General features: G+C 63.1%; 9 protein-coding genes. 5 read left to right on the top strand and 4 right to left on the bottom strand.

The window, feature by feature from the left end; translation table 11 throughout:
• The first annotated feature begins 10 nt into the window (after nt 1-10).
• Nucleotides 11-1,819 (top strand): PocR ligand-binding domain-containing protein, encoded by a 1,809-nt coding sequence (locus tag AWY79_RS01240; RefSeq protein WP_066799325.1) that lies wholly within the window; start codon nt 11-13, stop codon nt 1,817-1,819.
• A 209-nt stretch (nt 1,820-2,028) separates the two neighbouring features.
• Nucleotides 2,029-3,417 (top strand): MFS transporter, encoded by a 1,389-nt coding sequence (locus tag AWY79_RS01235; protein WP_066799324.1) that lies wholly within the window; start codon nt 2,029-2,031, stop codon nt 3,415-3,417.
• A 714-nt stretch (nt 3,418-4,131) separates the two neighbouring features.
• Here the strand turns inward: AWY79_RS01235 and AWY79_RS01230 are convergent.
• Nucleotides 4,132-4,569, bottom strand: a complete 438-nt coding sequence (locus tag AWY79_RS01230; RefSeq protein ID WP_066799322.1) for a hypothetical protein — start codon at nt 4,567-4,569, stop codon at nt 4,132-4,134.
• A 297-nt stretch (nt 4,570-4,866) separates the two neighbouring features.
• Here AWY79_RS01230 and AWY79_RS01225 point away from each other — a divergent pair, with 297 nt between their 5' ends.
• Nucleotides 4,867-5,715, top strand: a complete 849-nt coding sequence (locus tag AWY79_RS01225; RefSeq protein ID WP_066799320.1) for a sulfide/dihydroorotate dehydrogenase-like FAD/NAD-binding protein — start codon at nt 4,867-4,869, stop codon at nt 5,713-5,715.
• Nucleotides 5,705-7,120 (top strand): NADPH-dependent glutamate synthase, encoded by a 1,416-nt coding sequence (gene gltA, locus AWY79_RS01220; RefSeq protein WP_066799318.1) that lies wholly within the window; start codon nt 5,705-5,707, stop codon nt 7,118-7,120. The genes AWY79_RS01225 and gltA overlap by 11 nt, the downstream gene beginning before the upstream one ends.
• 1,767 nt (nt 7,121-8,887) lie before the next feature.
• On the opposite strand, the gene AWY79_RS01215 is transcribed toward gltA, so the two are convergent.
• The 3 genes from AWY79_RS01215 to AWY79_RS01205 form a co-directional block, all read right to left on the bottom strand.
• The gene (locus AWY79_RS01215) at nt 8,888-10,234 is read right to left on the bottom strand and encodes a TAXI family TRAP transporter solute-binding subunit (RefSeq protein WP_066799316.1); all 1,347 of its coding nucleotides are present in this window, start codon (nt 10,232-10,234) and stop codon (nt 8,888-8,890) included.
• A gap of 531 nt (nt 10,235-10,765) precedes the next feature.
• The gene (locus AWY79_RS18590) at nt 10,766-11,263 is read right to left on the bottom strand and encodes a hypothetical protein (RefSeq protein ID WP_133987491.1); all 498 of its coding nucleotides are present in this window, start codon (nt 11,261-11,263) and stop codon (nt 10,766-10,768) included.
• A gap of 51 nt (nt 11,264-11,314) precedes the next feature.
• Nucleotides 11,315-12,574 (bottom strand): RHS repeat domain-containing protein, encoded by a 1,260-nt coding sequence (locus AWY79_RS01205; protein WP_066799312.1) that lies wholly within the window; start codon nt 12,572-12,574, stop codon nt 11,315-11,317.
• A 299-nt stretch (nt 12,575-12,873) separates the two neighbouring features.
• Between AWY79_RS01205 and AWY79_RS01200 the strand changes: the two genes are divergently transcribed.
• Nucleotides 12,874-13,746, top strand: coding sequence for a LytR/AlgR family response regulator transcription factor (locus AWY79_RS01200; protein ID WP_066799305.1), 873 nt, complete (start codon nt 12,874-12,876; stop codon nt 13,744-13,746).
• The last annotated feature ends 29 nt before the right edge of the window (nt 13,747-13,775 follow it).

Below are 13,775 nucleotides of genomic sequence, written 5' to 3'. Positions count from 1 at the left end.
GGAATCCCGGATGCAAGAAAGACTTGAGGCCGAGGCCAGGCGGTTGCGCCACAAACTGGCCAAGGTCGAGGCCGAGCTGGCCGCCCTCGGGGAACCGGGCCAGGGCGGGGAGATCGGTTTTCTCGACCTTTTCGACCTGGACGAGATCCAGGCCATTCAGGACGCCTTTGCCGCGGCCACGGGCGTGGCCTCCATGATCACCTCGCCGTCCGGCGAACCCATCACCAAGCCGAGCAACTTCTGCTCCCTGTGCGAGAAGATCATCCGCACCACGGAAAAGGGGCGGGCCAACTGCATGCGCTCCGACGCTGCCCTGGGCAAGTTCAACCCCAAGGGCGCGACCCTCAAGCCCTGCCTCAGCTCCGGGCTGTGGGACGGCGGCGCGTCCATCTCCGTGGACGGACGGCACATCGCCAACTGGCTCGTGGGCCAGGTGCGGAACGAAGAGACCGACCTGAAAAAGCTCCGGGCCTATGCCCGTGAGATCGGCGCGGACGAGGATGCCTTCGCCAAGGCCATGGAGGAGGTCACCTACATGCCGCTGGACCAGTTCAGGGAAGTGGGCCGCGCCCTGTTCCTGCTGGCCAACCTCATGTCCTGGACCGCCTACCAGAACCTCCAGCTGCGCGACAACATCCGCGAGATCAGGAATGCCCACAAGCAGGTTGTCAGCCTGCGCAACTATCTTTCCAACATCATCGATTCCATGCCCTCCGTGCTGGTGGGCGTGGACGCCAAGGGTCGCATCACCCATTGGAACATGCGCGCCTCGGCGGTCACCGGATACGAGCCCGGCGAGGTGGAGGGGCGGCTCTTGAGCGACGTCCTGCCCGAGCTGGGCGTGGAGCTCGCCCGGGTCTCCAGCGCCATCGACGAGGGCCGGACCGTGCACCAGGAGCGCGTGCCCGAGGACGTGGACGGGGAGCGCCGTTACCACGACGTCTCGGTCTATCCCCTGGTGGCCAACGGGGTCCAGGGCGCGGTGGTCCGGGTGGACGACACCACCGAGCGGGTGCGCATCGAGGAGATGATGGTCCAGTCCGAGAAGATGCTCTCCGTGGGCGGGCTGGCCGCGGGCATGGCCCACGAGGTCAACAACCCCCTGGCCGCCATCCTGGGCAACGCCCGGCTGCTGAAGAAACGCCTCCTCGAATGGGGCAAGCGCAACGAGCGGGTGGCGCAAGAGTGCGGCCTGGAGCTGGACCGGGTCATCGACTACGCCCGCAGGCGCGAAATCGCGTCCATGATCGACGCCATCATCGAGTCCGGCGAGCGCGCCGGCAACGTGGTCACCAACATGCTCGGCTTTTCGCGCAAGACCGACGGCGACGTGCGCGAGGAGTCCGTGGCCGCGATCCTCGACAAGTCCGTGGAGCTGGTCAAGAGCGGCCAGGACCTCAACCATCACTACAATTTCAAGGACATCGAATTCGTCCGGGAGTACGGCGAGGAGCCCGCGACCGTGCGCTGCGAGCCGGGCAAGCTCCAGCAGGTCTTCTTCAACATCCTCTACAACGGCGCCCAGGCCATGACCTTCGCCATGGCCGAGACGGGCCGCCCGCCCCGTTTCGTGCTGCGCTGCGCCCGATCCGGCGACATGGTCCGGGTGGAGATCGAGGACAACGGGCCGGGCATGGAGGAATCCGTCCGCAAGCGGGTCTTCGAGCCGTTCTTCACCACCAAGGCGCCGGGCGTCGGGACCGGGCTCGGCATGTCGGTCTCCTACTTCATCGTGTCCGAGGACATGGGCGGGACCATGCGCGTGGAATCCATCCCCGGCAGGGGCGCGAAATTCATCATCGAGCTGCCCGCCGCCTGATCCTTTCCCCGCTCTCGTTTCTTTCGGCCCGGCGCCCGCCGTCTCTCCGTGCTTGCGCCCCGGCCGGGCCGGGTATACCATGTATCCTTATGGAAAAGGGTGCGCACTCGCCGCGCCGTCCCGGGTGAACGGGCGGCCCGCTCCGCCATGCGTATTTTCGACCAGTGCAGCCTTCCAGGAACCAGACAACATCCCGGATTATCAGAACAATGAATTTCAATGCCTTTGACGACCGCACGGCGGGCCTCTATACCATCGCCGTCTCCCAATTCGCCCTGGTCTTCATGCTCTCGGCCGTGGCCGTGGCCGTGCCCGCCCTGGGCCGGGAGTTCGGAGCCAGCGCCTCCCAGCTCGGCCTGGTGGAGTCCGGCTACATCTCCGCGGTGGCCATGCTCCTCTTCCCCGTGACCCGGCTGTCCGACAAGATCGGGCGCGGGGCGACCTTCGCCTGCGGTATGACCCTGTTCACGGTGGTCAGCATGATCCTGCCCGTTTGCCACACCATCAACCAGTTCATCGTCCTGCGCGTGTTCCAGGGCGGCGGCGGGGCCATGATGGTCTCCACCGGGCTGGCCATCATTGCCGATCTCTATCCCGGCCCGGGCCGCGCCCGCGCCATGGGCATCGCCTCGGCGGGCGTCTATCTCGGCCTGTCCGCCGGTCCCTGGCTCGGCGGGTTGATCGTCACCAACTTCGGCTGGCGCTGGATCTTCTACGGCGGAGCCATCCCCTGCGCCGTCGGCCTGTTCCTTTCGCTCAAGACCCTGCCGGTGCGCCCGGTCATCGCGCGCGGCGTGCGCTTCGACTTCGGCGGGGCGCTGTTCATCGCGCTGGGCATGATCCTCCTGTCCCAGGGCGGCTCGCACCTCAACGACGTCGCGGGCAGGATCATGCTCGGGGCGGGCGTCTTCTTCCTGCTCTGCTTCGTGGTCTGGGAGGGCCGCGCCAAGGCCCCGCTCCTGAACATCACCCTGTTCAGCGGCAACCCCGCCTTTTCGCTCGGTTCCGCCGCCCAGTTCATCAGCTACGCCGCCATCTACGGCATCACCTTCCTGCTCTCGCTCTACCTCCAGGTGGCGCAGGGCATGACCGCCAGCGAGGCCGGGCTGATCCTCATGGCCCAGCCCGTCACCCAGGTGGTCTTCTCGGTGATCAGCGGCAAGTGGTGCGAGCGCTGGTCCGCCCACCTCGTGGCCACCGTGGGCATGGGGGGCGCCACCCTGGCGCTCGGCGCGGCCATCTTCCTGGGCGGCAGCCGCGAGCTGTGGTTCGTGGCAGGCATCCTCGCCCTGTGCGGCGCGGGCTCGGCCATGTTCGCCACGGCCAACATGGCGGTCATCATGGGCGCGGTCACGCGCGAATACTACGGCGTGGCCTCGGCCGTGGTCGCGGCCATGCGCACCACCGGCATGACCGTCTCCCTGGTGTTCATCAGCGGCGTCTTCGCCGTGGTCATCGGCCCCACGGCCCTGAGCCACGAAAACGCCGCCACCTTCATCAAGGCCATGCACGTCTCGTTCATCGCCCTGACCGGCTTCAGCCTCGCGGGCGTCCTCATGTCCGCCCGCGCCCGATCCAAGGCCGGGAAGAAGGAATAGGACCGCCCTCAGCCTCCACCCCCGCGTCGCCCCCCGGAGCGCCTTGGGGCAAAGCCCCAACAGCGGCCTTTGATCACCCAAGCCCCGCCCAACGGACCTCCCCTGGAGCGCCTTTGGGGCGCAGTCCCAAACAGCGGCTTTCATACCCCGCCAAATCTTACGATGGCCCTCCCATGGAACACTTTTGAGGCGCAGCCTCAAACAGTGGCTCTCCTACCCCGAAGTCCCGTTCGAAGGCCCCTCTTCCTTCGCCCTTCGTACCGTCAAGCAGCAGGGAGCGAGCCCTGTTCCGGACGCCTAGAAGCCGACCGCGAAGGGGCGGCGGCTCCGCTCCCGTGGCCCCTCGGTATCCCATAGAAGGGGCGTTCCCGTGGAAGCTCGCACGTTACTTTTGATCAGATGGAGCCGCCCCGAGCGGATCGGATTCTCAGCGGCCAAACTCGGGCGGGGCACCCCCCCCATAGCATTTTTCTTTGGTTCTTTCTTTTTTGCTTTGGAAAAAGAAAGAACCCCGCCGGGAGGGCTCCAAAAAAACATGGAGGAGCGCCAGCGACGGCTCTTTCTCTTCTCTTCTCATCTCCTTCTCCCAGGAACGAGAAGGGGAGCGCACCCTGACGCGCCGTCCTCGGAACGCGCAAACGGACACGCTCCCGCATGCACAAAAAACCCGGCGGAAGCCGGGCGGTTCATGAAAAAAGGAAAGAAAAAGAGAAACTAGACCACCCCGGCAAGCATCTGGCCGGGGGGCGGAAAGACCTGGGCGGCGGCCCGGGCATATGCGCTGAGGGCCGAGCGCACGCGGCTGCGGGAAGGGACCTCGCCGTCGGAAACCCCAGTATCCGCCGAACTCCCGGCGGACTGCCCCTCACGGTAGACGGCCCCGGTCGCCCCGACCTCTGCCCGCAAGCTCTCCACTTCTGCTTCGGCCCGGAACGCCCGCGCCTTCTGCCTGCGCTCGCGAACGTCGTGCGACAGCGACGGGTCGAGAACCGTGGTCTCCTCGCGGTAGTCCATCCCGAACTTGCCCAGGCGAAAGCCGAACGACGTGGTCGTCGTCCGAGCCTGGGGCTGGACCGAGGGCTTTTCGCTCCGGGTTTCCCCGAGCGAAGACGTCCTCCGGTACAGTTCGGTTGCCTGCGAGGTGATCCTCATGTGCGTCTCCCAATGCCCGGCCTTTTTTTCGCGCAAAAAAAGGCCGTGGCAGCGCCTAAGGCAGCCCGGCCGTCCCTGTGGCTTTCGCCACGCTCCATCCTGAGGGACCCGTGGTTTTCCGCTTCCCGTCCGTGGGAATTGGCAAATCCAAATCGGTCAGTACGCAGTACTATAATCATTCGGTTCATTTTTGACAAGCCCACCCCTTTGGCGCTACTAGCTTAGACCCTGCCACTGAATTTATTTCGGCGGTTCCGGGGGATGGGACGAGATTCAACCAACCGAGAGAGAGTTCGTATGGGTTACACGATTCTGAAAAAAGAGGAGCTGATCCCGGGCCAGACCACCATGATGGTCATCGAAGCCCCCCAGATCGCCAAGAAAGCCAAGCCCGGCAATTTCGTCATGCTCCGCGTCAGCGAGCACGGCGAACGCATTCCCCTGACCATCGCGGACTGCGACCGGGAAGCGGGCACCATCACCATAGTCTACCTGGTGGTGGGCAAGACCACGGCCGAGATGAACACGCTGCAGCAGGGCGGCGAGTTCATGGACGTCTGCGGCCCGCTGGGGCGGCCCACGCACATCGAGAAGTCCGGCACCGTGGTCTGCGTGGGCGGCGGCACCGGCATCGCGGCCATGCATCACATCGCCAAGGGCCACGTGGAGGCGGGCAACCGGGTCATCGCCATCATCGGCGCGCGCTCCAAGAACCTGCTCCTGTTCTGCACCGAACTTTCTTCGTTCTGTCCCGAAGTGCGCATCGCCACCGACGACGGCAGCGAGGGCCACAAGGGGTTCGTCACCGAGGTCCTCAAGGACATCCTGGAGACCGAGGACGAGGTGGCCGAGGTGGTCGCCATCGGGCCGGTCCCGATGATGGAGGCGGTCTGCCGCGTGACCCTGCCCTTCGGCACCAAGACCACGGTGTCGCTCAACTCCATCATGGTCGACGGCATCGGCATGTGCGGCGCGTGCCGCTGCACCGTGGGCGGCAAGACCCTGTTCGCCTGCGTGGACGGCCCGGAGTTCGACGGCCACCAGGTGGACTTCGCCGAGCTCAAGACCCGGCTGTGGCAGTTCAAGAAGCAGGAAGAGGAATCCATGGAGTTGTTCAGCAAGGAGTGTCAGTGCAATGGCCGATAAGAAGCAGAAGAAAGTTCGTGGCCGTACGCCGATGCCCCACCAGGACGCCCAGGTGCGGGCCGGAAATTTCAGCGAGGTGGCCCTGGGCTACTCCCGCGAGCAGGCCCTGATCGAGGCCGAGCGCTGTCTGCAGTGCAAGAAGCCGTTGTGCCAGGAAGGGTGTCCGGTGAACATCGACATCAAGTCATTCATCGGCTGCCTGGTGGACGACGACCTGCAGGGGGCCTATGACGCCATCCGCAAGACCAACTCCCTGCCCGCGGTCTGCGGCCGGGTCTGTCCGCAGGAGAACCAGTGCGAGGGCAAGTGCGTCCTCGGCAAGAAGCACGAGCCCGTGGCCATCGGGCGGCTGGAACGCTACGTGGCCGACACCTTTGCCGCGGAAAGCGCCTGCGAGGAGGTCACGGACCTGTCCACCTGTGCGCTCGAACGCGAGGACGTCAAGGTCGCCTGCATCGGCTCCGGCCCCTCCTCCCTGACCGTGGCCGGGTACCTGGCCGGGCGCGGCATCAAGGTGGACGTGTTCGAGGCCCTACACGAGCCGGGCGGGGTGCTCATCTACGGCATCCCGGAGTTCCGGCTGCCCAAGTCCGTGGTCGCCCGCGAGCTGGACGGGTTGCGCGCGCTCGGCGTGACCTTCCACACCAACTGGGTGGGCGGCAAGACCATCACCATCCAGGACCTCATGGACCAGGGCTACAACGCGGTCTTCATCGGCGTGGGCGCGGGGCTGCCGCGTTTCCTGAACGTGCCGGGCGAGAACCTGGTCGGCGTGTTCTCGGCCAACGAGTACCTGACCCGCGTCAACCTGGGCCGGGCCTATGATTTCCCCAACTACGACACCCCGGCCTACAAGGCCCGGCGGGTGGCCGTCATCGGCGCGGGGAACGTGGCCATGGATGCAGCGCGCACCGCACTGCGCATGGGCGCGAAGGAAGTCTCCATCGTTTACCGCCGGTCCGAGGACGAGATGCCCGCCCGCCGCGAGGAGATCGAGCACGCCATGGAAGAGGGCGTGCAGATCCGCTGCCTGTGCGGCCCGCTCTCCTTCCACGGCGACAACCAGGGCCGCCTCAAGGCCATGACCGTGCAGAAGATGGCGCTGGGCGAACCGGACGACTCGGGCCGCTGCTCCCCGGTCTGTCTGGACGGCGAGACCGAGCAGGTGACCTGCGACATGGCGATCATCGCCGTGGGCACCCGGCCCAACCCGATCCTGCTTGAGGCCACCCCGGACCTGGAGTTGACCAAGTGGGGGTATATCCAGGCCGACCCGGAAACCGGCGAGACCTCCATCCCCAACGTGTTTGCCGGAGGCGATATCGTGACCGGGGCGGCCACGGTTATCTCGGCCATGGGGGCGGGGCGCCGGGCAGCTGCGGAGATTGCCGCCCGGCTGCTTTAGAAGACAATGCGCAAAGCCCCGTCCGACGCACTCGTCGGACGGGGCTTTTGTTTTGCATCAAGGAAGAAGTGGGAAGAGCAAGAGGGGAGGAGCGCGGTCGGTTTGGGCCGCGCGTCCGCGTCTGATGTTCCCCTGTCGCGATGAACCGTTTTGCGCTTTTACAGCGCCTTACTTTTTGGCTTGCGCCCCAAAAAGTAAGCAAAAAGTGCGCTTGCGGTGCGGCGGCGCGAAAACAGTGGCCAAGAGCCTGTAAGCGCCTCCCGCTGCCCTGACGGCATGTCTGCCGAAGCAGACTCAGTCGGGCTCCGCTTCGGCGCTCGAAACAGGCTCTAGGCCCCGGTTTCCGAATGACCGCTCTCCGGGCCGGGATTGTCCGAGCGTGGAAGAGATGGCGGAAGAGGCGGGGCGCGGAGAGGCTGCGGATTTGGCGGGAGAGTGTATGGATTTCTTTTTTTGGATGAGAGGAAGAGGGAGGAGCGCGGTGGGTTTGGGCCGCGCGTCCGCGTCTGGTGTACCCCTGTTGCGGAAAATCCAATTGCGCTTTTACAGCGCCTTACTTTTTGGCTGGCGCCCCAAAAAGTAAGCAAAAAGTGCGCTTGCGGTGCGGCGGCGCGGAAACAGTGGCCAAGAGCCTGTAAGCGCCTCCCGCTGCCCTGACGGCATGTCTGCCGGGGCAGACTCAGTCGGGCTGCGCTTCGGCGCTTGAAACAGGCTCTAGGCCCCGGTTTCCGAATGACCGCTCTCCGGGCCGGGATTGTCCGAGCGTGGGTGGTAAGGCACAAAAGGGAGGAGCGCGGTAAAGACGTCCGCGCGTCCGCGTCTGGGGTTTTTCCTGTTGAGATAGACCGTTTTGCGCTCTTACAGCGCCTTACTTTTTGGCTGGCGCCCCAAAAAGTAAGCAAAAAGTGCGCTTGCGGTGCGGCGGCGCGAAAACAGTGGCCAAGAGCCTGTAAGCGCCTTTCGCTGCCCTGACGGCATGTCTGCCGAGGCAGACTCAGTCGGGCTGCGCTTCGGCGCTTGAGACAGGCTCTAGGCCCCGGTTTCCGAATGACCGCTCTTCGGACGAAGGCCGTCCGAGCGTGAGGGGGATGGCAAAAGAGGTCAAATGCGGAAGGGCAAATCAACTCCAAACCATCCCCTCTCGCGCCTTTGAGGCGCAGCCTCAAACAGCCGTCACCTCCACAGCCCCGTCCATCGCACCCCGGAGCGCCTTGGGGCGCAGCCCCAACAGCGGCTCTCATCACCCAAGCCCCGCCCAACGGACCTCCCTTGGAGTGTCTTTGGGGCACAGCCCCAAACAGCGGCTTTCATACCCCGCCAAGTCTTACGAAGGCCCTCCCATGGAACGCCTTTGAGGCGCAGCCTCAAAGAGTGGCTCTCCTACCCCGAAGTCCCGTCCGAAGGCCCCTCTTCCTTCGCCCTTCGTACCGCCAAGCAGCACGCAGCGAGCCCTGTTCTGGACGCCTAGAAGCCGACCGCGAAGGGGCGGCGGCTCCGTTCTCGTGGCCCCTCGGTATCCCTTAAAAGGGGCGTTCCCGTGGAGGCTCGCACTCTACTTTTCATGGGATGGAGCCGCCCCGAGCGGATCGGAATCTCAGCGGCCAAACTCGGGCGGGGATGTCCCCCCCGGCGTTTCTTTGGTTCTTTCTTTTCGCCCGGAAAAGAAAGAACCCCGCCGGGAGGGCTCCAAAAAAACTTGGAGGAGCGCCAGCGACGGCTCTCCTCTTTCTCCTCTCTTCTCCAAGAGAAAGAAAAGGAACAGCTTTCCTACCCAGCGCTCCCCGCCTTCTCCACTATCCGCTCCAACCGAGTCCTGATCAGCCGAATATGCACCCGCAGGGAATACACATTATCCGTGTACGAAAGCGGCACCGACGTCTCCAGCACCTGCCGGTCCATCTCCTTCAACTGGTCGAGCATCTCCTCGGCGCGGGCCGCATCAGTGAGGTCGAGCGCCTCCATGTCCAGCCGCTTCAAGTGCTTGTACCACTTGAAGATGCGCCGCCTGATCTGCCACCGGTAAGCGGGCGGGGTGATCTTGAACAGCGGGAAGAGCAAGGTCAGCAGGGGGATGAGCAGAATCTTGAGCCGTTCGGCGGTGATGGCCGCCTGGAACGGCAGATACCGCATCAGGAACGGCGGCCCGGACTTGAAGAAGTTGGCGGACTCGTCGCTCAGGGGGAAAAGCAGCGCCTGGCCGTTGGGGAACTCGCCGGACATGGCGAACATGTCGCCCTCACCGTGAATCTTGGCCGCTGCCAGCAGGAAAAGGTAGCGCAGGGCGGGATGCAGATCATCGCGGATGATCAGGTTGGCGGCGGGCGCGACCAAGGTCACGTCGTCGGCGGGCAGGTCGCGCATAAGGTCGATGCCGCCCGGCGGCAGAGTCAGCTTTTTCAGGAAGTGGTGGGTGCGCACGTAGGTCTCGGCCCGGTCGAAGGAATAGAGCTCCACGGTGCGGTTCGCCCCGCTCAGCTCGCGCACGGCCTTTGAATCCACCCCGGCGATGGTGAACAGGGCGTCGATTTCGCGATTCAGGAGCTTGGGCGCGGCCATGCCCGCCCCTTCGGGCAGGAACTCGGCGTTCTCGGCGGTCACCCCGTTCTCCGCGAGCAGCATGGAGACCAGGTGGTTGGTGCCGCTGCCCTCGGCCCCGACGGCCACTCTGCGCCCCTTGAGGTCGGCCAGGGTCTCCAGCCGGAGCCGCTTGGACACGAACACCCAGACCGGCTCGTAGTAGAGAGCGGCCAGGCTCTCCAGATGCGGGTGGTCGTCCGCCTTGGCGATGCCGCCCTGCATGAACGCGGCCTGGACGTCGGACTCCGGGTCCGAGAGGATGGCCAGGTTGTCCATGGAGCCGTTGGAGGTGCGCACCTCCAGATCATAGCCGTGCCCGGCGAAGAACGCCTTGTAGCGCATGGCGAAGGCGTAGTAGGCCCCGCTCTCGCTGCCGGTGACCATGATCACCTTGTCGGGCGGCAGCGGCTTGACGAACTGGAAGGTCCCCCACAGGGCACCAGCCAGGATGCCGATGGCGGCGCCGTATATGATGAACGACATGAGCACGTGGGAATGCAGGAACTTGATCACTCGTTTCAGGTAGGGATTCTTCATGATGGTTGAATATAGATAAACGGGTGTTGCCGTGCAAGCGGCGTGTGCCGGTTTTTTTTACACAAAGCAGCGATGCTTGCGGCAGTCCGGTCGTGCAGGCCGCCCGCGAAACCGAGGGGGACGCGCAGGGACGGGTTGGTGTCCGCAAAATACCGCCCAACACTCGCCACAACAAATCAAACGCGCCCGAGGCTTTTGCCTCGGGCGTATCAATAAATCTAAAAAGAAGACAGGAAGATCAATGCCGCAAACGCACCAATGATTATGCCATAATCCCGTTGATAAGCTTCTCTCGCGGGTTCAGGCCTTCATCTTTGTTGAACCACCGTTTCCATGAAAACGGACGAAGGTCCATATGTCGGGTACGGTACCATTTTCGGATATCCATCAACCCGCCCCAAGTGCATAGTACAAGGGCAATCGATAAGAATATCTGGCCAGCAATCATTTTCATTTGCCCGTCCTTAGCCTTGGCCGCCAGGTACGATCCGGTGGCGCTGATGGAAGGAGAAATGCCTTTATCTTCAAACGTTATTTGGGCCAATAAGCGGGGGACACCTCGCATCGAATATCCTGATAAGCGGCCAGCTTGGTTATGGGAGATTTAACCACAACTTCAAGAGTGACTGAGTCGTGCCCCTGAAAGGGAAGATCAAAGGTAAATAATACAATGTCGCAGCCTTTTTCATTCAAGCCACCCATTGGGTGTGGAGGTGGCGAGACAACCTTCGACACCAACACTATATCGCCGGATTTAATTGTGTATTGAATGGACCCATCCAAATTCGCGAAGAAGTTCATGGGCAAGTGATCACAAGGGAAAGTCAGAAAAAAACCATGCCGGACATCGTATTCAGATGTTAATTCGGCGCTCACAGTACTCCCAGAGTGCAATACATCCAAGTCGCCTATGAATATTGGTTTGTAGAAGGAATCGCTATTGAACCAAACTGCAAGTTCATTTCTGTGTGAATTTGCCCAAAAAGAGACAATCAGCAACACGACAATCAATATGCCCGTTTTTTTCATTTCGCGCCCATGAGGTGGGGCTGAACGCCCCACCCTTTTAATGGCTTTTTACTATCGTTGGCGGTCTCCTCGATCCAACAGCCAATATCTCTTACGCATCTTATCGGCATAGTCCTGGCAATTGTTTTTTTCCCCACCAATGCCCAACAGATTGTACTCTTGTTTCCCCAGACTGCCTACCGTCCGACGCATTCGCTTGTCGTCATAATGCTTATCTTCCAGCTCATAATCTTGAATATTTTCCGTATTGTGCCGAACGCCGTCTTTGAACAATCCAACATCGCCACCTGAACCATCTTCATAAAATCCGTGTTCATGAGCGATTTCCGTGTTCAAGGAATCATCAATCTGGTTGTCGGAAAAAATGCCAAGCAGCGGCAGTCCTCCCAACCCTCTTTTACCAAACCGAAAAAGCCCCACCGGGTCCACCCCGTTGACCGGATCGTCCAGGCAGTACCCATACCAATCCGGATCGCCGCCCCTGTCCCCGATGGGGTCGGGCGCGGTCCATCTGCCGGTGAAGGTGTCGTAGTCTCGCCACCCGAACCGGACAAAGCCCAGATCCCGGTCGTGCAGGCCGCCCGCGAAACCGAGGGGGACGCGCAGGGACGGGTTGGTGTCTTCGATGATCCCGCCGAACGGATCGTACACGATTTCCTTTATCACGTTGTCGTGTGTGTCCACAACCAGGCGCAGGGAGCCGACCTGGTCGTAAAACAGCCCGGCCACGGTCCCGTCGTCGCGGCGCATGGCGTAGGGGGTGCGCTCGTCCTTGCGGTAGGAGAGCTCGTAGGCGTGCCGCCCGTCGTGGAACGCGCCGAGTCGGATGAAGTCAAGCCATTGGTAAGCTTCGACTAGTTGGCCGTTTAGGTACTTGGCTGCCCGCCGGCCCTGATCGTCGTGGCGGAAGGTGTAGACGCGACTGTGGTCCTCAACTTCCATCTTGAGGAGCCGATAGTCCGGCGCGTACTCGTACAGATGGTACGTGCCGCCGTTCGACCAAATTGAGCGGAACCCGTTTTCGTCGTGCGTGAATCCGTTGTTTCCAGTACTCAGCAGCCGGTTGTCCAGGGTGTACCGGTAGTCGCGGAAGCCGGGCCCCACGGTGGCGGGAAAGCAATCCCGCTGTCGGCGACCGTCCCGGTCGTACCAACACTGGCAGATAAGCCGGTTGTTCAGGTACGCCTCCGAAAGGTTTCCGGCCTTGTCGTAGGCATACTTCCAGAGGTTGGCCTGACCGGCCACGCTCTCGGTTTTCTCCACGATTCGACCGTTCCGGTCGTGCTTCAGCCTCATTGCGAATACGCTCATGTGCATCTCCTTCGGGCCGCTGCTCGGGCCGTCCTTTCTTGGTTTGCGGGAGAGCGTAACCCCGGTTTTCGCCGAAATCGGAGTTTGTCGAAGAATGGAGGGAAAAAGCATGCGGGAGGCAGGGAAAAGCAACTTGACAGCCCTGGGGGAATCAGCGGCTTTCGGCCCTTCGGCAGGGCGGGCCGTTTGCCGGACCAGGCGTGCCGTTCACCGTAACGGCCTTGCGCCATGGCTGGAATATGGGTAGAGATGATGAAGTATTGGAGAGTCTTCCAGCACGCAACCCGGACAGAGACGACATGCCCAAGCTCAAAGCCCTGCTCATCCACCCCGACCCAGAGGTCCGCACCGCCCTGCGCGACGTGCTGGACGAGGTGCCGTTCATGCAGGTGCTGGGCGAGGCGGTCTCGGCCTTCGAGGCCCTGGAGCTCTTGGAGGCGATCCCCTACGGCGTGTTCTTCCTGGGCGTGGACCTGCCGGGCGGGGCGAGCGGCATCGAGATGGCCCAGATGCTGGCCGGGCGCAAGAACAAACCCGCCCTGGTGTTCATCTCCGATTCCGAGTCCCAGGCCTATGCCGCCTTCGAGCTGGGGGCCACGGACTACCTGCTCTGGCCGCCCGCGCCGGGCCGCATGGCCCGGACCATGGACCGGCTCCAGACCTTCAAGACCCGGTTCCGGGAGGTGCCGACCCCGGCCCCGTACACCGCCGACGCCGACGACGAGATCGAGGGCGACGACGAGCAGACCGTGAAGCTGCCCCTGCACGACGAGGAGCAGGACTCGCTGCTGGCCGCGCTCCAGGCCGCCTGGGACCAGACCGGCAACCGCAGGCCCGAGATCGACAAGCTGGCCGTGAACCAGGACGGGCGCACCATCCTCATCCCCTACGACCAGATCATCTTCGTGGAGGCGTTCGAGGACTATTCCTACGTGCACACGGCCAATCAGAAATTTCTCTCCTCCTACCGGCTCAAGAACCTGGAGGACAGGCTCGGACCGCACCGGTTCTTCCGCGTGCACCGCAAATACCTGGTGAACCTGGACATGGTCACCGAGATCGCCAGCATGCCCGGCTCCAACTTCATGCTCCGCACCGCGGGCCGCACGCGCATCGAGCTGCCCATCAGCCGCCGACGCATCGCGGAGCTGAAGAAGATCATCGGGCTGTAGAAGGCTGTTTGAAACAACGGGCCGTATTC

The sequence above is a fragment of the Pseudodesulfovibrio indicus genome (assembly GCF_001563225.1).
In the GTDB taxonomy this organism is placed as follows: Bacteria; Desulfobacterota; Desulfovibrionia; order Desulfovibrionales; family Desulfovibrionaceae; genus Pseudodesulfovibrio; species Pseudodesulfovibrio indicus.
This window is presented reverse-complemented; position numbering and strand designations above follow the sequence as displayed.